General features: G+C 31.3%; 14 protein-coding genes. 4 read left to right on the forward strand and 10 right to left on the reverse strand.

Going from position 1 to position 19531, the window contains the following annotated elements; all coding sequences use genetic code 11:
- Positions 1–10: 10 nt before the first annotated feature.
- Positions 11–691 (forward strand): ComF family protein, encoded by a 681-nt coding sequence (locus ACTF56_RS06875; protein ID WP_438966173.1) that lies wholly within the window; start codon positions 11–13, stop codon positions 689–691.
- Between the two features lie 68 nt (positions 692–759).
- Positions 760–2376 (forward strand): Ig-like domain-containing protein, encoded by a 1617-nt coding sequence (locus ACTF56_RS06880; RefSeq protein ID WP_438966174.1) that lies wholly within the window; start codon positions 760–762, stop codon positions 2374–2376.
- Positions 2377–2416: 40 nt separating this feature from the next.
- Here ACTF56_RS06880 and ACTF56_RS06885 read toward each other — a convergent pair whose 3' ends face one another.
- From ACTF56_RS06885 to ACTF56_RS06910, 6 genes are all read right to left on the reverse strand, one after another.
- On the reverse strand, positions 2417–3184 hold the full coding sequence (locus ACTF56_RS06885) for an amidohydrolase (RefSeq protein WP_438966175.1): 768 nt from the start codon (positions 3182–3184) through the stop codon (positions 2417–2419).
- A gap of 79 nt (positions 3185–3263) precedes the next feature.
- Positions 3264–4022 carry a succinate dehydrogenase/fumarate reductase iron-sulfur subunit gene (locus ACTF56_RS06890; RefSeq protein ID WP_438966176.1) on the reverse strand — a complete coding sequence of 253 codons (759 nt, stop codon included), beginning with the start codon at positions 4020–4022 and terminating at the stop codon, positions 3264–3266.
- 6 nt (positions 4023–4028) lie between these two features.
- Positions 4029–6038 carry a fumarate reductase/succinate dehydrogenase flavoprotein subunit gene (locus ACTF56_RS06895; RefSeq protein ID WP_438966177.1) on the reverse strand — a complete coding sequence of 670 codons (2010 nt, stop codon included), beginning with the start codon at positions 6036–6038 and terminating at the stop codon, positions 4029–4031.
- 17 nt (positions 6039–6055) lie between these two features.
- Positions 6056–6958 carry a succinate dehydrogenase cytochrome b subunit gene (locus ACTF56_RS06900; RefSeq protein WP_438966178.1) on the reverse strand — a complete coding sequence of 301 codons (903 nt, stop codon included), beginning with the start codon at positions 6956–6958 and terminating at the stop codon, positions 6056–6058.
- A gap of 138 nt (positions 6959–7096) precedes the next feature.
- Positions 7097–7948 carry a ChaN family lipoprotein gene (locus ACTF56_RS06905; protein WP_438966179.1) on the reverse strand — a complete coding sequence of 284 codons (852 nt, stop codon included), beginning with the start codon at positions 7946–7948 and terminating at the stop codon, positions 7097–7099.
- 4 nt (positions 7949–7952) lie between these two features.
- Complete coding sequence (locus tag ACTF56_RS06910) at positions 7953–10745, reverse strand: VPS10 domain-containing protein (protein ID WP_438966180.1); 2793 nt, start codon at positions 10743–10745, stop codon at positions 7953–7955.
- Between the two features lie 240 nt (positions 10746–10985).
- Between ACTF56_RS06910 and ACTF56_RS06915 the strand changes: the two genes are divergently transcribed.
- Together ACTF56_RS06915 and ACTF56_RS06920 are read left to right on the forward strand one after the other, a co-directional pair.
- A complete protein-coding gene (locus tag ACTF56_RS06915; protein ID WP_438966181.1) occupies positions 10986–12278 on the forward strand; it encodes an aminopeptidase P family protein in 1293 nt (430 codons plus the stop codon).
- Positions 12279–12675: 397 nt separating this feature from the next.
- The gene (locus ACTF56_RS06920) at positions 12676–13458 is read left to right on the forward strand and encodes an alpha/beta fold hydrolase (RefSeq protein ID WP_438966182.1); all 783 of its coding nucleotides are present in this window, start codon (positions 12676–12678) and stop codon (positions 13456–13458) included.
- A 53-nt stretch (positions 13459–13511) separates the two neighbouring features.
- Here ACTF56_RS06920 and ACTF56_RS06925 read toward each other — a convergent pair whose 3' ends face one another.
- The 4 genes from ACTF56_RS06925 to kbl form a co-directional block, all read right to left on the reverse strand.
- Positions 13512–13898 carry a hypothetical protein gene (locus tag ACTF56_RS06925; RefSeq protein ID WP_438966183.1) on the reverse strand — a complete coding sequence of 129 codons (387 nt, stop codon included), beginning with the start codon at positions 13896–13898 and terminating at the stop codon, positions 13512–13514.
- Positions 13899–13953: 55 nt separating this feature from the next.
- Entirely contained in the window at positions 13954–16734 is a 2781-nt protein-coding gene (locus ACTF56_RS06930; protein ID WP_438966184.1) for a PD-(D/E)XK nuclease family protein, read from the reverse strand.
- A gap of 62 nt (positions 16735–16796) precedes the next feature.
- A complete protein-coding gene (locus ACTF56_RS06935; RefSeq protein WP_438966185.1) occupies positions 16797–18206 on the reverse strand; it encodes an OmpA family protein in 1410 nt (469 codons plus the stop codon).
- 120 nt (positions 18207–18326) lie between these two features.
- Entirely contained in the window at positions 18327–19520 is a 1194-nt protein-coding gene (kbl, locus tag ACTF56_RS06940) for a glycine C-acetyltransferase (RefSeq protein ID WP_438966186.1), read from the reverse strand.
- Between the last annotated feature and the right edge of the window lie 11 nt (positions 19521–19531).

Below are 19531 nucleotides of genomic sequence, written 5' to 3' on the forward strand. Positions count from 1 at the left end.
TTAAAAAAATATGTTTTCAAATTTAATACACTTATTTTTTCCAAAACTTTGTAACGGATGTAATGTTCTGTTACTGAAGAATGAGCATTGTATTTGCACAAAATGCAGGTACGAACTTCCTTTTACGCATCATCATCTATTAGAAAAAAACGAAATAACACAAAAATTTTACGGTATAATTCCCATCGAATTTGCCAGTGCTATGCTCTATTTTGAAAACAAAGGAATCGTTCAGGAAATGATTCACAATTTAAAATATAGAAATCAACAAGAAATTGGAACTATATTAGGTACAATTTATGGAAACGAACTGAAGAAAAACAATAAACTTGAAGCGATAGACTATATAATTCCAACACCAATTCATAAAAAAAGAAGGTCTGAAAGAGGTTACAATCAAATTACTACTTTTTGTGAAGCTTTGTCAGAAGAATTAAATTTGCCCATTGCAACTGATTTATTATTTAGAAAAAAACATACAAAAACTCAAACTAGAAAAAACAAAACAGATAGAGCCTCATTAAATCAAGAAGATTTTATGCTAGAAAACGAATTAAACTATGTAAATAGTCACTTTTTGATAGTAGATGATGTAATTACAAGTGGTGCAACTATTGAAGCAATTAGTAAAAAACTGTTAGAAGTAAATGACTCTAAAATTAGTATTGTTTCAATTGCCTACACTAAATAATAAAAATTATATAAAATAGTATGTTTACTTTAAATATAGTTGTTATTTTGTTTTAGAATTTAAAATGTATGCGTAAAATATTTATTACAGCACTTTTAATAGTGTTTGGTTTTCTATTGGCAACTACAAGTTGTGCGAAAAGAGGTACTATATATGGAGGAGCTAAAGATACTATTGCTCCCAAAATAATTGGAAGTTCGCCCGAAAATTTTAAAACTAATTTTAAAGGAAAAGAAATAAAAATAGTTTTTGACGAATTAATTAAAGTTAAAAACATCAATAAACAATTGATTATTTCACCACCCATGGAAAAACAACCAATTATTGTTCCTCAAGGTAGTGCAAGTAAGTACATTTCTATTAAAATTTTAGATGAGTTATTGGAAAATACTACTTATAGTTTCAATTTTGGACAGAGTATTACTGATAATAATGAAGGTAATCCCTATTCGCAATTCAAGTATATTTTTTCAACAGGAAATTATATTGATTCGCTAACGGTTGTAGGCAAAATTAAAGATGCTTATGAAAGAAAAGCCGATAATTTTGTGTCGGTAATGTTATATGATGCCAAAACCTACACAGATTCTACTGTTTATAAAGAAACTCCTTTATATGTTACAAACACTTTAGATAGTTTAAAGTTGTTTTCTTTAGAGAATTTAAAAGAAGGTGAATATCAAATTATTGCATTAAAGGACAAAAACGGAAATAATAAGTTTGATCCTAAATCCGATAAAATTGGTTTTTTGAATGAGCCTATTAAAATTCCGACAGAAACTGTTTTCGAACTAGAACTGTTTAAAGAAAAAACACCTTCAAAAATTGAAAAACCAATACAACAAAGTACCAATAAATATTTTTTACCTATTGAAGGTGCTGTCGAAGATTTGAAAATTACACTACAGCAAGGACAAAATAATTTTCCTGTAAAATTAGCAAAGCTTCCTTCGTCAAAAAGTGATTCCATTCAGCTATTTATTCCGAATAAAATTGAAAACGATTCGCTTTCATTTTTAGTAGAAAGAAAAGGTTTTTCTAAAACATATAAACTAAAACACAAAGAAATTAAAGAAACTGATTCACTATCGGTAAGTGAAAATACTAGAGGAATTCTAAATTTTAGAGAAATCTATAATTTAACCACAACTACGCCTCTTTCAAAAATTGACGAAAGTAAAATTTCTGTCTTAAATAAAGATTCAATGGCTGTTGCTTTTAAAGCCAAATATGAAGATTTTGAACAAAAAATTACTATTGATTTTAAAAAAGAAGAAGAACAAAAATACCAACTGACCTTTTTACCAGGAGCATTTACCGATATGTATGAAAATTCCAATGATACTTTGGTAAAAACAATTGCAACCAAATCTTACGGTGATTATGGAAATTTGAGAGTAACTTTAAAAAATGTAGATCGTTTTCCTATTATTTTGGAGTTATTAGATTCAAAAGGAGTTGTTTTGGCATCTCAAACAACTAATAATAAAACTATTTTAGATTTTGATTTGATTAACCCATTAATTTATACTTTAAGAATTATCTACGATGATAATAAGAATGGAATTTGGGATACTGGTGATTTTTTAAGCAAAACCATTGCCGAACAAATTATTTACATGGTTGAAGATGTTGATGTTCGAGCCAATTGGGATGTGAATCAAGAATTTGATGTAGGAAATTAAATTTACGTTCATTCAAATTACCATATTTTTTTGTTGGATTTTAAAAAATGAGTTCAAAATCATCTTTATCATCTAAGAACTTTAGTTTTTTTCTTGTTTCAAGCATTTTCTGTTGGTCTAATACCGTTATAAAAACTCCTAAATTGTTCGCTGCATTAGTGATACTATTGCCCAATTCGTCAATGACTTGAGAATGCCCAACATATTCATGACTATTTTCATCTAAACCAATTCGATTTATGCCAATGACATAACACATATTTTCAACAGCTCTTGCTTTTAATAAAATATCCCAAGCATTAATTCTAGGTTTTGGCCAATTAGCAACATAAAGTAATAAATCATAACCTTCTTGATTGCGAGAAAAAACAGGAAAACGCAAATCATAACAAATTTGAGGACAAATTTTCCAGCCTTTGTATTCAATTATTACTTTTTTATTTCCTTTAGAATAACGCTCATGTTCTCCTGCTAATGTGAATAAATGTCTTTTGTCATAAAAATCGATTTTCCCATTAGGATGAACGAATATAAAACGATTGTAAAAGCTGTTGTTTTCTGAAATAACCAAACTACCACAAACAGCACAATCATTCTTTAGAGCTAATGCTTTCATCCAAGAAACCGTTATTCCATCCATAGATTCAGCAACATTTTCAGGATTCATTGTAAATCCTGACGAAAACATTTCTGGAAGTACAAATAAATCAAATGATTCTTCTTCACTCATAAAATATTCTTCTATAAATGTTCTATTTGATGCTGGATTTTCCCAAGATAAAGTGGTTTGGAATATGGCTATTTTCATTTTTGTTAATTTGATTTAAAAATACAAAAAAACGCATCCAAATGAATGAACGCGTTTTTATAATTAGTAAAATCTTTTTTTAGAAACTAGATTTTAAATATTCTCTGTTCATACGAGCAATGTTTTCTAATGAAATTCCCTTTGGACATTCAATTTCACACGCTCCAGTATTGGTACAATTTCCGAAACCTTCTTCATCCATTTGACGTACCATATTTTGAACACGTTGCGCTGCTTCAACTTTACCTTGTGGTAACAAAGCATATTGAGAAACTTTTGCTCCAACAAACAACATAGCTGATCCATTTTTACAACTTGCTACACAAGCTCCACAACCAATACAAGCTGCTGCCATAAAGGCTTTGTCAGCATCATCTTTAGGAACTGGTATAGTATTAGCGTCAATAGTGTTTCCAGATGTGTTTACAGATACGAATCCTCCAGCTTGTTGAATTCTATCAAAAGCACTTCTGTCAACCACTAAATCTTTTACCACTGGGAAAGCTTTACTTCTCCATGGCTCAATGAAGATAGTATCACCATCATTGAATTTTCTCATGTGTAACTGACAAGTAGTTGTTCCTGTTTCTGGTCCATGGGCTCTACCATTAATATAAAGCGAACACATTCCACAAATTCCTTCACGACAATCGTGATCGAAAGCCACTGGACTTCCTTTTTCGTTGATAATTTGTTCGTTCAATTGGTCTAACATTTCCAAAAACGAACTAGCTGTTGAAACATTATCTAATTTATATGTTTCGATATTCCCTTTTGCTTCAGAGTTTTTTTGTCTCCAAATTTTAAGAGTAATATTTATATTTTTAGCTGCACTCATAGTATTTTATTTATAATTTCTAGCTGCAATTTTAATGAACTCGTATTTTAATTCTTCTTTATGAAGTACTGCTTGCGTAGTATCTTGACCTTTATATTCCCATGCACTTACAAAAGAGAAGTTTTCATCATCACGAAGAGTTTCTCCTTCAGCATCTTGATATTCTTCTCTAAAGTGACCTCCACAAGATTCATTTCTTTGTAAAGCATCCATTGCCATTAATTGACCTAATTCTAGTAAATCAGATACTCTTAATGCTTTTTCTAATTCAGGATTCAATTCATCAGCACTTCCTGGAACATAAACATCTTTGTAGAATTCATCGCGAATTTGACCTATTTCTTCAATAGCTTCTTTTAGTCCTTTTTCGTTACGAGCCATTCCAACTTTATTCCACATTACATGACCTAAACGTTTATGGAAATGGTCTACAGATTTGGTTCCGTTATTGTTAATGAACTTTTCTATTGTTTCTTTTACATTATTTTCAGCTTGAGTAAATTCAGGAGAATCGGTTGAGATTTTTCCAGTTCTAATTTCATCAGCTAAATAATTTGAAACTGTATAAGGTAATACAAAATATCCATCAGCTAAACCTTGCATTAAGGCAGAAGCACCTAGTCTGTTTGCTCCATGGTCTGAGAAATTTGCTTCCCCAGCTACGAAACAACCTGGAATTGTTGATTGCAAATTATAATCAACCCAAACACCACCCATTGTGTAGTGAACTGCTGGATAAATTTTCATTGGAGTTTCATAAGGATTTTCGTCTGTAATTTTTTCATACATTTCGAATAAGTTTCCGTATTTCTGTTCCAACCATTTTTTTCCTAAAGTAGTAACTTCTTCTTCGGTAGGATTATGATTTCCTTGAGCGTAAGCTACCTCTTTACCTTTAGTTTTTACTTCCGAAGAGAAATCTAAATAAACTCCTTCATTGGTATCATTAGCTTCAATTCCATGACCATCATCACATACTTCTTTTGCAGCTCTTGATGCCACATCACGAGGCACTAAGTTTCCAAAAGCAGGGTATCTTCTTTCTAAGTAATAATCTCTATCTTCTTCCGCAATTTGTGTTGGTTTTAATTTTCCAGCTCTAATTGCTTCAGCATCTTCTTTCTTTTTAGGAACCCAAATACGACCCGAATTACGCAATGATTCGGACATCAAAGTTAATTTTGCTTGATTTGTACCATGAACTGGAATACAAGTTGGGTGAATTTGGACAAAACAAGGATTAGCAAAAGCAGCACCTTGTTTGTGCACTTTCCATGAAGCAGTTACGTTACTTCCCATTGCATTTGTAGAAAGAAAATAAACATTTCCATATCCTCCAGAAGCAATAACCACTGCATGAGCCGAATGTCTTTCTAATTCACCTGTAACTAAGTTACGGGCAATAATACCTCTAGCCTTTCCATCTACTTTTACTAAGTCTAACATTTCATGACGGCTGAACATTTTAACACGTCCTAATCCAATTTGTCTTGATAATGCAGAATATGCTCCTAATAATAATTGTTGTCCGGTTTGACCAGCAGCATAAAAAGTACGTTGTACTTGAACACCTCCAAACGAACGATTATCTAACATTCCACCATATTCACGTGCAAAAGGAACACCTTGAGCTACACATTGGTCGATGATATTTCCTGAAACTTCTGCTAAACGATGTACGTTTGCTTCACGTGAGCGATAATCTCCACCTTTAATTGTATCATAAAATAAACGGTAAATACTATCACCGTCATTTTGATAATTTTTAGCGGCATTGATTCCTCCTTGAGCTGCAATAGAGTGTGCACGTCTTGGAGAATCTTGAAAACAGAATGCTTTTACATTATAACCCATTTCTCCAAGGGAAGCAGCTGCCGAAGCTCCTGCTAAACCAGTTCCAACAACAATAATATCAATTTTTGGTCTATTATTTGGTGCAACTAATTTTAAATGGTCTTTATAATTGGTCCATTTGTCTGATAAAGGACCTTGTGGTATTTTAGAATCTAACTTCATAATATAGTGATGTTGATTTATTTAGAAAAATGAATGTATAGTGGAATTATAGCGAATAATAACGGAACAATAACCGCAAATGCTTTTCCAAAGAATTTTATTCCTGTATTGAATTTTGGATTGTTTAGTCCTAAAGATTGAAAAGCACTTGCAAAACCATGCCATAAGTGAAAACCTAAAGCCAGCATAGCTAATACATAAGCTATTGTAAAAAACAAACCTTCGTTTGGTATAACTCCAAATAATTTGTCTTTACTTCTAAAAAAGTCAAAAGTAAGTTTATGTAAATCTTTGTATAAATCAGCCGCTTTTATATCCACTTGTTTGTAATATAATTCTGTTCGATTTTTAATTACAAATTGTTTTGGCATCATCATATTTGGGGCTAATGAATCTTTTTTCTCCGCTTGAATTTCTACTTGATCCACGTCATAATATTGCCCACTTGCAGTACCAACATATAATTTTTTTTCTTCACCAGTAGGAGTAGTGAACGATTTGGTCATAATTGGCATATTTTTATCAAAGTGCATTTTTGCCCAAAAATTAACCATGTGAGTAACAATAAAAAACATAATAATCGTTCCTAAAACCGCCATGTTTCTTGATGCAAAGCCACTGTTTGCTGAAGGATTACTTTTTGCGTAAGCTACTGGCCTAGCTTTTTTGTTTTGAACAGTCAATAAAAAACCATCGATAGCGTGGAAAATTATTGAAATGTAAGTTAAATAGGAAAGTAATTTTACTGCTGGATTGGTTGTCATGAATAAAGCATACTCATTAAATTGCTGGTTGGTACCAAAAATTAATTGAAGATTTCCTGCTAAGTGACCTGCCAAAAACAAGCATAAAAATAAACCCGTAAGAGCCATCCAATATTTTTTTACGATAGATGACTTTAAAAGTGCAGATTTTGCCATAATTTATTTGATTGTATAGTTTTATTTAAAAAATCAAACAAAAATAAGGCTAAAATAGATTAACTACAACCTTTTCGAATTAATTTATAATAATTTAAAATGAGTTTAACTAACGTTCAAGATTTGTCAATGAATATCTCAATAAGTTTTCGTTACATCTTCATCTATAACTAAAATAAAATCGGCTTTATTTAAATGTTCTTTTTCTAAAGTTGCAATCTCTTTTTGTTCGACTGTAGCAATAGTTACAATTTTTATTTCAGGATTATATAACTTTAAATACCAGTTGATCCCTTCAAAATTATCAGAGTGGTAAGTACCATTATAGTGCACAAAAACGCTGCTTTCTTTTAAATTTTTATGAATGAAATAAGCCATAGTTGCATCTTTAATGGCTTGTGCTTTTGGCATTTTGTCTCCAGCATGACCACCTTGCATTCCCATCATAGCTTGATAACCAGGCAAATTGACGTCGAATTCAATGGGTAATGGAGCAATCCAAGACTTTTCTTCAGTTGAAAGCGAATCTAAAGCCACCAAATCTTTTCTAAAAACCATACTTGCATATCTTCTAGGAACGTTTGTTGCGATAAAATCGAATTTTTTTTCTTTGGCAAAATCTACTAAAGGTTTGTAATCGGTTTTGTAATTATTCCACAACCTTGCTAAAGTATCTAATCCTTTTTGTGTGATTTCATCTTTTAAATATTGATTTAGTTGTGTTTGATTATCGGCTTCCAACATTTCTGCACCTAAAACTAAATCTGTTTTTTCAGCTAAATCTTTTGTCAATTCTAGCTGTAACCAATGCACCACCGAATTATTATGATATTCTCCAAATAAAACAACATCATTCTTTAAAGAGGAAGCAACTAGCTTTTTATAGGTTGTTTTTTTACCGTTTTTATCAAAAAGTTGATACGACTGTTTGTCTTGGGCCTGTGTTAAAATTCCAAGAAAAATGGTAAAAAGTATTATGTATTTTTTCATTTCGTTATTTTTTAGGTTCTAAGACTTCAAAATCTTGCGCAACTTTATCTTCAGAAGAGGTTAGAGTAAGTTTGTATTTCCCAATTGGATAATAATAAACATCGTTATTGGATTTCTGGAATTGCATTTTTTTATTTTTCTTCATCCATTTTTGAACAGATTCGCCTGAAAGAATGTAATCTAATTCAAATTTATTTAATCCTTTGTTGGAGATCATTTTTTTGTTTAAAATTTCCTGATTCATTTCATTAGTGATGGAAATTGTCATCTCATTTGAAGTACTTGCATAAAACCAAACTTCTTTTTTTGGTTCCATTTTTTTCGCCCAATTACTCCAAGAACTTCCCCATCGTTTCGACTTTGTGATGTCTTCTACAAAAAACAAATGTAAATTTTTAGCTAAGATTTCTTGCGTTAAAGCTTGAACTTTTTCTAACTTGACTTTATAAATCGAACGACCATGAGTTCCCACAATTAAATCTTTGGCTTTAGCTTGAATTTTCAAATCATGAACAGCAACATTTGGTAAATCCGCTGAAAAATCTTGCCATGAATTTCCTTTGTCCATTGAAATAAACAAAGCATTATCTGTTCCAACGTATAAAATGTTTTCTTTCTCTGAATCTTCAACAATTACGTTTACAGCATTCGTTAATCCTTTTGAAATGTTAATCCAAGTTGCTCCATAATCATCTGAAACATAAACATAGCTGGTAAAATCATCATTTCTATAACCATTTAAAGTTACATAAACTCTTTCTTTTTTATGTTGTGAAGCTACAACTCGTGAAACCCATAAATCATCCATTTTTGAAGAATTTTCCTGAATTTCAATTTTTGTCCAACTTGCTCCACCATCTTTTGAAACGTGCATCAAACCATCGTCTGAACCAACATATAACAAGCCAAACTGAAAAGGACTTTCTGAAATTGTTGTAATGGTTCCATAAGCCACATTTCCTTCTTTAAAACCTTTAGTTACATCTTCCGAAATCTTTTCCCAATCTTTCCCTTGATTCATGGAACGATGTAAATATTGCGAACCAAAATAAACAATATCTTGATTATGTGAAGACAATAAAATAGGTGTTTGCCAATTAAATCTTAATGGTTTTTCATCTTTTCCTGATTTTGGAGTTATGGATTCTGAATTTTCTGTTTTTTTATCAATTCTGTAATAATTTCCAAATTGAAAACCAGTATAAACTATGTTTGAATTGCGGTTATCTACCTGAATTTGCATACCATCGCCACCCATAATACTTTGGTATGGATACTTTCCTTCTTGTTGCCACGAAACATCATGTTCATAATAATTGGGTCCAAACCAAACTCCGTTATCTTGTAAACCACCATAAACATTGTAATTTTTATCATTATCCACCTGAACTGCATAAAATTGTCCAACGGCTTGATTGTTGCATTTGATCCAATGTGCCCCATTATCGTATGAAATATTTACGCCACCATCATTTCCGTTGATTATATGATTTGGATTTTTTGGATTAATCCAAGTCACGTGATGATCTGCGTGAACATTTTCTTTACTGATAACTTCAAAAGTTTTTCCGCCATCATTTGAAAACAACAAAGGAACTGCACCAATGTAAATTCGGTTTTCATCAGTTGCATCAACACTAATATTTGCAAAATAATAACCATAAGTATAATAAAAATCATCAATAAATTTCTGATTCATTTTTATCCATGATTTTCCACCATCAGTTGATTTGTAAACTTCACAACCTATGACTTCAGTTTCAAAAAGTGCTGCATTGGCATCTTGAATAACTTTGAAAGCTTCTTTGGGTTCTAATTCAGAAGATTCAATAAAGTTTTTGATGTTTTCTGCTCTATATTTTTCTCTTAATCCAGCAGATTTCAGAGCATTATTCAATTCTTTATTTGAAATATTAGAAAAATCTTCACCAGGAGAACTCATCATTATAGGCAAACTGCTTTTGCTTTTTTCAGAAGAAGGCCTTTTATTTTGATTGTCTAAAACAGCATAAATTACATTTTCATTAAAAATCGCCAGACCAATACGGCCAACACCTTCATTATTTGGAAAACCACTCAGTTCTGTTGAAACCAAGCTCCAACTATTACCTGCATCTGTACTTTTATAAATTCCGGAAGCTGCTCCGTTTCCTTTAAAGTCCCAAGCTTTTCTGTCTTTTTGCCAAGCAGCAGCATATTGAATATTGAAATTTGTTGGACTAACCACAACATCAATTATTCCTGTTTCATCATTTATGAATAGTGTTTTTTTCCATGTATTTCCACCATCAAGGGTTTTATAAATACCTCTTTCTTGGTTTTTTGTATATAAATGACCTACTACTCCAACCGTGATTTCGTTTATGTTTTTTGGGTTAACTAAAACTCTACTGATGTGATGACTCTCTGGCAATCCTAAATTTTCCCATGTTTTACCTCTATCAGTAGATTTTAAAATTCCGATTCCTGAATAAGAAGAACGAGAAGCATTGACTTCACCAGTTCCCACCCAAATAGTTCCAGATTTCCAATCTACAGTAACTGATCCACAATTTAAAGTTGAAGCTGAATCCATAACTGGAGAAAAACTTGTTCCATTATTGTTTGTATACCAAAGTCCACCAGAAGCATAAGCAGCGTAAAACTCTGTTGGATTTTCTGGATTTACAGCCAAATCAACGATTCTTCCACTCATGATGGTTGGACCAATACTTTGGAATTTAACTTCTTCAAATAAGTTGGTTTGTGCAAAAGAAAAACTTTGAACAAGTAATAAAAGGAATAGTATTTTCTTCATTTTTTGAAATTTTGACCTAAAAGTAAGGATTATTTTGTGATTTTGGGAGCACAGATTTAAGAAATTGCAGAAATTTCAATAATTTTTAAAATTTCTTAAATCTGTGTTCCTTCTTAAAACTGTTTAATTTAAAAAAACACGATTTGGCAACATCATTAAATAAATTAATCATTAATTTTGTAATTATTGTTTTCAAAATCTAAGAATCCAATAATCTAACATTCTAATAATCCATAAAAAATGAAATACCACCAAATAGACCGCGATTTATTCATAAAAAACCGTAAAAAGTTCACTAGTCAAATGAGACCTTACGGAATTGCCGTTTTCAATTCAAACGACATTTATCCAGTTTCTGCTGATTCGACTTTACCTTTTGCCCAACATAGAGATATTTTTTATTTAAGTGGTGTAGATCAAGAAGAAAGTATTTTGGTGCTTTTTCCTGATGCTCCTTATGAAAATCAACGTGAAATTTTATTTTTAAAAGAAACGAATGATCATATTGCTGTTTGGGAAGGTGAAAAACTGACTAAAGAGCGTGCATTTGAAGTTTCTGGAGTTAAAAATGTGATTTGGTTGCAAGATTTTAATAAGACATTAAAAGAATTAATGACTTATGCTGACACAATGTACATCAACACCAATGAACATTACAGAGCTACAATTGAAACTGAAACTCGTGAAGCAAGATTCATTAAAAAATGGAAAGAAAATTATCCAGCTCATAAAGTAGAAAAATCAAATCCTATATTGCAACGCATTCGTTCTGTAAAAGAAAGTGAAGAATTAGATTTGATTCAACAAGCTTGTGATATTACAGAAAAAGGATTCCGAAGAATTTTAAATTTTGTGAAACCTAACGTAATGGAATATGAAATTGAAGCTGAATTTGCCCATGAATTCTTAAGAAATCGTTCCAAAGGTTTTGCTTATACACCAATTATTGCTTCTGGAAACAATGCTAATGTCTTACACTATATTGAAAACAACCAACAATGTAAAGCTGGAGATTTAATTTTATTAGATGTTGGAGCAGAATATGCCAATTATTCTAGTGACATGAGTAGAACGATTCCAGTTTCAGGAAAATATTCTGAAAGACAAGCTGCTGTTTACAATGCTGTTTTAAGAGTTAAAAATGAAGCTACAAAAATGTTGGTTCCAGGCACTTTATGGAAACAATATCATGTGGAAGTTGGAAAAATCATGACTTCCGAATTGTTAGGTTTAGGTTTAATAGACAAAGCTGATGTTCAAAATGAAAACAAAGATCGGCCAGCTTATAAAAAATATTTCATGCACGGAACGAGTCACCACATGGGATTAGACACACACGATTATGGTTTATTATACGAGCCAATGCAAGCCAATATGGTTTTCACAGTAGAACCAGGCATTTACATTCCAAAAGAAGGTTTTGGCATTCGTTTAGAAGATGATGTTGTGATTCAAAATAGTGGAGAACCATTTAACTTAATGCGAAATATTCCTATTGAGATTGATGAGATTGAGTCGATTATGAATAGTTAATTTTAGAAGAAAGAATCAAGATAAAAGAAGAAAGACGGTTTGCGATAGTGAGCCGTTTTTTAATTTTAATTTTGTTTAGTTGAAATTGATTTAGCTTCTATTTTTGGAACACAGATTTCAGAAATTTTAGAAATAGTAAAATAATTTACGAATTAGTGGTTAAGATTTAAAATTAAAAGATTCTGAATCAAGTTCATAATGATACGATTATAAGATAGACCTTTGCGAAAAACTTTGCCTCTTTGCGTTAAAAATTATGAAATTCTGAATCACTGAAATAAATTCAGCACAAGCAAATTCAGAATGAAAATATTTTGGAAAAACCTTTGCGAACTTTGCGAAAAACTTTGCCTCTTTGCGGTTAAAAATTCTACTTTTGCATTAAACAAATTCTCCCTTGAAACAAACACTTTACAAAAACACAAAAATCGCTTATTCTGAAGCTGGAAAAGGCACAACTGTAGTTTTATTGCACGGTTTTTTAGAAAACTCAACCATGTGGAATTCACATATTGAAGCTTTGTCTAAGGGTAATCGTGTGGTTTGTATTGATTTGTTGGGTCATGGTCAAACCGATAGTTTGGGTTATGTACATTCGATGGAAGACCAAGCGGATGTTGTATATCATGTTTTGCACGAATTGAAAATCAGAAAAGCCATTTTGATTGGTCATTCTATGGGTGGTTATGTGGCTTTGGCTTTTGCCGAATTATACCCTGAAATGATGAAAGGTTTAGTTTTAATGAATTCAACTTCAAGAGCTGATTCTGAAGAACGAAAAACCAATCGAGATAGAGCTATAAAAGCTGTGAAACAAAATTATACTTCATTTATAAGAATGTCGATTGCCAATTTGTTTAGTGAAGAAAACAGAGAGCGTTTAACAGAAGAAATTGAATTAGTTCGAGACCAAGCTTTAAAAACTCCTTTACAAGGAATTGTAGCTGCTTTAGAAGGTATGAAAGTGCGAAAAGACAGAGAAGTTATTTTGCATTTTGCTACTTATCCTATGCTCTTGATTTTAGGCAAACAAGATCCTGTTTTGAATTACGAAGAAAATAAAACTCAAATAGAAAACACAAAATTAGCATTAGTCACTTTTAATGCTGGACACATGAGTCACATTGAAAATCGTGAAGAATTAAGCAATGTCCTTTCGGCATTTTTAAAAAAGGCATAAAAAAACTGAAATCAAATGGACTTCAGTTTTTAATTATTACATTCTTAAGGGATTTAAATCTTTAATCTCGAAATTTCTTGACCAATTGGATACTTTATAGCTGCATCATCTTCTGCAGTAATAAAAATTTCTAGTGGCTCATAAGCTGTAACAGTTGTAAAACTTCCTTTATCAGAAGCATCTGTTTCCAATTGACCTAAATTTAAAAGTCCATTTGCTTCCGTTTGCATCCAAACTATGTAAGAGGCTCTTGGAGGAGTTAAACGATCGGGAGAAGACAAGTATTTTGACTCTAGATTAATTTCTCTATTGCCATTGTTGTCTTTTTTAATTTTTACTGAGATTTCTGCAGCTGGAGCAACATTAGAAACTGGAAAATTCAATTTCGAAGCACATGATGATAGCATCACCATTGTACATAAAAGTAACATTTTTTTCATATAGTAATTTTTTAATTATAGTAGTAATATACAAAAAATAAGCGATAAATCCTAATTAAATTTTTTCTTCAAAAGGAGTTTCAGGATTTAAAATCTCTTGAATTAAACTTAACATCGATTGTTTGAAATCTATAATTGTTTCTTTGGTTATGTCGTGAATCGAATTTCTTTTTCCTAAACCAAAAGGCATAAAACCAACTTTCATATTTTTGAATGAAATAATTCCAGCTTCAACAGGATAATTTTTGAATTCTTCTATATTTTCGAACATCAAAGCATAACAAAGCAACTGAATGATTTTTTCGTATTTGATGTCAGAAGTTAATTCGGTGAAATCATCTACTTTTAAAGCTCTGGCTTCTACTTTTCCAGTTTTATAATCAATTATTCGGATTTTGTTATCTCTTAACTCAATTCGGTCAACGTTTCCAGCGATTTTTATTTCATAAGGCAAACTTTTATCTGTAATTTTCCCTTCTAAAGTATGTTCAAGAAATAGAATTTTGATGGCAACACCTGTTTCAACATCTTTCTTTTCCATTTTTAGAAATTGTTCCACATTTTGTTTGGCCACTTCAAATGCTAAAAGATTCTTTCCTTTTTTAATTTCACCTTCTTTATAAATTTCTTTGAATTGTTTTATTGTTTCCGTTTCAACCATAGCATTCATAGCGTCTAAATCATTTATCGATAAATATTTTCCAACATAAGGATCATATAAATGTTTCAACGTTTCGTGAATGACTGTTCCTAAAGTATTAACTGCAATATTTTCTTCCACTTCATCGATTTCTCTAATGCGTAAAATTCGTTGGGTGTAAAATTGAATTGGATTTCGAATATAACTTGTTAAAGAAGATGGTGAAAACCCTTTTTCGGTTGCAATTTCTTTTAATCTATCTAAAACTGACTGCGTTTTTTTGATTTTAATAGACTCATAAGCCAAACTAGGTAAATGAGCGTTGTATATGGTGTTTTTGGTGATATGTTGCGGGAAATCGATTTCTAATTGGGTTAAAAAACGGCTTTTTTCTCCAGCATCAATTCCGTCTGAGTTTTCAGAATTATAAAGCAAGTAAATATTCTTAGCACGATATAACAAATGATAAAAGTGATAGCTGTAAATTGCGTCTTTCTCTTTGAAAGTTGGCAAACCTAATTCGCGTTTAATATCATAAGGAATAAAAGAATTCGAACTTTTTCCTGACGGAAATTTTCCTTCATTCACTGACGTTATGATGACATTTTCAAAATCTAAAACACGACTTTCCAAAACTCCCATGACTTGCAAACCAGACAATGGTTTACCTTCAAAGGAAACTTCGGCTAAATCTACAACTTGTTTATAAATAGCAAAAAGACTTGAAAGTGATGTAATACTTTGGTATTTTTCAATGAAAGTCGAAATTCGATTTAAAACCTGATAAATAGAATGTAGAAAAGCTTTTGCAATTATATCTTCTTGATTTTCATTTGTTAAATGAGATTTTATTACAAGTAGAATTTGCGATAATTTTGACATAATTTCACTTGCATCATTACTCCATTTTGAAAAAATCAATTCAAATAAAGGATTGGATTCGTTGGATTTATATTCTTCATACAATTGAAACAACTTATCGTTTGAAAAGAAAGTAAAATTGTTGTATTTAATAACGTTCTCCACTTTTTTAGCATCAATATAAGGTTCAATTAAAGCATGATTTAATATATCTAAAACCTCTTTATAATATAGCGTGTATTGTTTCTCGTTTCGCTGTTTGGCATTAGTATGTAGTTTGAAAATTTTAGTAATCAATAATTGTGCTGGATTATTTTTACTTGGATAACCCATGGTGATGTTTAAACTTTCAACAGTTTCCGGTAAATTGTATAAAACAGGAAGCAATAAATTTTCGTCACCTAAAATAACAGCTGTATTTTGTAAATATGGATTTTCTTTTTGAATTTCTTCTATTAGATTTCCAACAATTTTAGTTTGTCCAACTGTTTTTGGCGTTCCAATGATTTGAATTTTTTTTGGATTTTCAAAATGTGTTTCAATCCATTTGAACGATTGATTAGCATAATTTTTCCATTCTTTTTTATATTTTCTGATGAATAAACCTGCATCATGAAATGGGTCTTGCAAGATAGTATAATCCACATCCCAAAAAACAAGTGCTTTTTCATGCAACATTAAATGTTGAAAAATACGTTCTTCAGCTTGATTTAGTGCGTTGAAACCAGCAAATATAATTTTATTTGAAGTTGAAATATTTTTAGTAAACGATTCTAAGTTATGAATTGATTCTCGATACAACAATCCTTGATAGCCAATTCCTTTATCTAAAAGGTATTTATAAAAGGATTCGTAATACAAAGGCAATTTATCCCAAAACTCTAAAGTCGAATCAATTAATTTAGTTGTTTGATTTAATTCTAAATTCCACCTTTTTAGAGCTTCTACATCTTTTAGGTAAGAAAAAACGTGTTTCTGATCTAATAGATATCTGTCTATTTCATTAAAATCTTGAATGACTGTCTTTGCCCAATAGGAAAAAGTTTCAAAATCTTGAAGATCTTTCTTCTCAGTAATACTTGAATAGACATTGTAGAATTCAAACAACACTTCCATAGAATCGATAGTTCTTAAACCTGAAATATCTTGAATAAATTCTTCAATACTTAAGATATTTGGTGTAAAAATAGGCATTGATAGTTTTGATTGAATAGTATCAATTAAAAAAACTCTTGCTCGTTTGCTTGGAAGAACTATTGTGATGTCGGATAAAGTATCAGGATAAAAACTGATTAATTCATCTGTAAGCTTATTTAAAAATGTTGGATTACTCATAGGTTAAAAATAAAAAAACGCCCCGAATAATCGAGGCGTTTTCTTAAAATATTTTTATTAAATTATTTTACTAATTTAACTTCAACTCTTCTGTTATTAGCTTTACCTGCTTTAGTTTTGTTAGAGTCAATTGGGTATTTTTCTCCAAAACCTGTAGCTGATAATCTGCTAGCATCAATTCCGTTTTCAATTAAATAAGCTTTAACAGCTTCTGATCTTGATGTAGATAATAATTGATTACTTTCTTCAGAACCATCGCTATCAGTGTGACCTTCAATTGAGAATTTAGCATTTGGATATTCTTTTAATATAGCTGTAATAGCTTGTAAAACTGAGAACGTTTGTTTTTGGAAAGATGATTTACCTGAATCAAATAAGATTGTTTTAGCATAATCATTTAATTTTTTCATAGTTTCTTCAGAAACTTCTGGACAACCATTATTTGCAACAGTTCCTTTAACAGTAGGACATTTGTCATCTTTATCCTGAACACCATCACCATCAGTATCAACTACTACTGGAGGACATCCGTTATTTTCTTTAACACCTTTTACAGTTGGACATTTATCATCTTTATCAGCAATTCCGTCACCGTCAGTATCAGGACATCCTTTCATGATTTTAGAACCTTTTTCGTCTGGACAAGCATCTTGAGCATCAACAATTCCGTCACCATCTCTATCTGGACAACCGTTTAAGTCTTTAGAACCAAACTCATCTGGGCAAGCATCTTCAGAATTAACAATACCATCTAAATCATTATCAGGACAACCGTTAAAAGCTTTTAAACCAGCTTCGTCTGGACAAGAATCTTCGTTATCATAAATACCGTCACCATCTTTATCAGATCCACCAAATTTAAAGATCAAACCTGCACTATGTTGCATATGAGAAACAACATCCACATTTGGAGTTCTTGTATCGTCAAATGAATGCTTGTAAGTAGATTGTAAACTTAAACCGATATTTTCAGCAAACCATAAGTTTAAACCTAAACCTCCATTTACAGTTCCTGCAGAAGCATCACCCATAAAAGTATAACCACCACCAATGTGTGCGTAAGGATCAATCATGTTAGATTTGATCATTTCTTGGAAACTATATTTGATCATTGCATCAATACCGTAGTAAGTTAAATCACCTGGGTTTGTAGCAACATAAGTATTTAAAGTTCCAGGAACTTTATTTACAAATTTATCAATTTTGTTTACAGAAGCTGTAAGACCAAGTGAAAAGTTGTCACCAACATTTCTAGTAACATTTACGAAAGATACTGAAGGAAGAATGCTCCAATTGTCTCTTACGTTGTAAAATTCTGCAATTTGATCGTCAAATGCACTAGCTGCACTAATTTTAGTGTCAACTGCATTTACCCCAAAGGAGATTGCCCATGGATTGTTTTTGTCTTGCGCTTGTGTTGCTAAACCAGCAAACATTAGTGCAAAAGCAAATAATTTGTTAAGATGTTTCATACTTTTTTAATTTATTAATTTTTAATCAATCTATAATAATTTAGACAAAATTAACACGAAATTTTATATCTGCAAGTTTTATTAGCAAAAAAAGTGCTATTTATTGATATTTAACTGTTTTTAGATAACTTTTAAAGCCTTTCCAACTTCAGTAAATGCATTTATTGCCTTATCTATGTGTTCTTTTGTATGTGCTGCTGAAAGTTGAACTCTAATTCTTGCTTTATCTCTAGGCACAACTGGAAAGAAAAATCCAATTACATAAATTCCTTTTTTAAGCAATTCATCTGCCATGACTTGTGATAATTTTGCATCATATAACATCACTGGAACAATTGCTGAATCACCGTCAATGAAATCAAAACCAGCTTTTTTCATGCCTTCTTTGAAATAATTGGTATTCCATTCTAATTTATCTCTTAATGAAGTGTCTTTTTCTAATAATTCAAAAACTTTTATTGATGCTCCAACAATAGCAGGTGCCAATGAATTTGAAAACAAATATGGACGAGAACGTTGACGTAGAATTTCTATAACTTCTTTTTTTGCTGTTGTGTAACCACCCATTGCTCCACCAAGTGCTTTTCCTAAGGTTCCTGTAATGATATCCACTCTTCCTAAAACATTTTTTGCTTCAAGTGTTCCGATTCCTTTTGCACCAATGAATCCTGCTGCGTGACATTCATCAACCATAACCATAGCATCATATTTATCAGCTAGATCACATATCTTGTCCAAAGGAGCTACTAATCCATCCATTGAGAAAACTCCATCAGTTACAATTAATTTAAATCTTCTTCCTTCTTCAGTTGCTTTTATAAGTTGAGCTTCCAAATCTTGCATATTGCTGTTTTCATAACGGTAACGAGCTGCCTTACACAATCTTACACCATCTATTATAGAAGCGTGATTTAAACTATCGGAAATGATACAATCCTCTTCACCTAATAATGGTTCGAAAACGCCGCCATTGGCATCAAAAGCTGCTGCGTATAAAATAGTATCTTCTGTTCCGTAGAAATTTGCAATTTTTTGTTCTAAGGTTTTATGTATGTCTTGTGTTCCACAAATAAAACGAACAGAAGACATCCCAAAACCATGAGTGTCTAAGGCATCTTTGGCAGCTTGAACTACTTCTGGATGAGATGAAAGCCCCAAATAATTATTAGCACAAAAGTTCAAAACTGTCTCTCCAGTTGAAATATTAATTTCTGCACCTTGTGGAGAAGTTATAATTCGTTCTTTTTTAAACAATCCGTTGTCTTGAATTGTTTGTAATTCGTTTTGCAGATGTTCTTGTATTTTACCGTACATGATTTTTATTT

The organism is Flavobacterium sp., assembly GCF_965657075.1.
Taxonomy (GTDB): domain Bacteria; phylum Bacteroidota; class Bacteroidia; order Flavobacteriales; family Flavobacteriaceae; genus Flavobacterium.

Excerpts from the sequence above, each read along its gene's own strand:
- ACTF56_RS06875 (WP_438966173.1), top strand. The coding sequence starts at position 11 with ATGTTTTCAAATTTAATACACTTATTTTTTCCAAAACTTTGTAACGGA.
- ACTF56_RS06880 (WP_438966174.1), top strand. The coding sequence starts at position 760 with ATGCGTAAAATATTTATTACAGCACTTTTAATAGTGTTTGGTTTTCTA.
- ACTF56_RS06885 (WP_438966175.1), bottom strand. The coding sequence starts at position 3,184 with ATGAAAATAGCCATATTCCAAACCACTTTATCTTGGGAAAATCCAGCA.
- ACTF56_RS06890 (WP_438966176.1), bottom strand. The coding sequence starts at position 4,022 with ATGAGTGCAGCTAAAAATATAAATATTACTCTTAAAATTTGGAGACAA.
- ACTF56_RS06895 (WP_438966177.1), bottom strand. The coding sequence starts at position 6,038 with ATGAAGTTAGATTCTAAAATACCACAAGGTCCTTTATCAGACAAATGG.
- ACTF56_RS06900 (WP_438966178.1), bottom strand. The coding sequence starts at position 6,958 with ATGGCAAAATCTGCACTTTTAAAGTCATCTATCGTAAAAAAATATTGG.
- ACTF56_RS06905 (WP_438966179.1), bottom strand. The coding sequence starts at position 7,948 with ATGAAAAAATACATAATACTTTTTACCATTTTTCTTGGAATTTTAACA.
- ACTF56_RS06910 (WP_438966180.1), bottom strand. The coding sequence starts at position 10,745 with ATGAAGAAAATACTATTCCTTTTATTACTTGTTCAAAGTTTTTCTTTT.
- ACTF56_RS06915 (WP_438966181.1), top strand. The coding sequence starts at position 10,986 with ATGAAATACCACCAAATAGACCGCGATTTATTCATAAAAAACCGTAAA.
- ACTF56_RS06925 (WP_438966183.1), bottom strand. The coding sequence starts at position 13,898 with ATGAAAAAAATGTTACTTTTATGTACAATGGTGATGCTATCATCATGT.
- ACTF56_RS06930 (WP_438966184.1), bottom strand. The coding sequence starts at position 16,734 with ATGAGTAATCCAACATTTTTAAATAAGCTTACAGATGAATTAATCAGT.
- ACTF56_RS06935 (WP_438966185.1), bottom strand. The coding sequence starts at position 18,206 with ATGAAACATCTTAACAAATTATTTGCTTTTGCACTAATGTTTGCTGGT.
- kbl (WP_438966186.1), bottom strand. The coding sequence starts at position 19,520 with ATGTACGGTAAAATACAAGAACATCTGCAAAACGAATTACAAACAATT.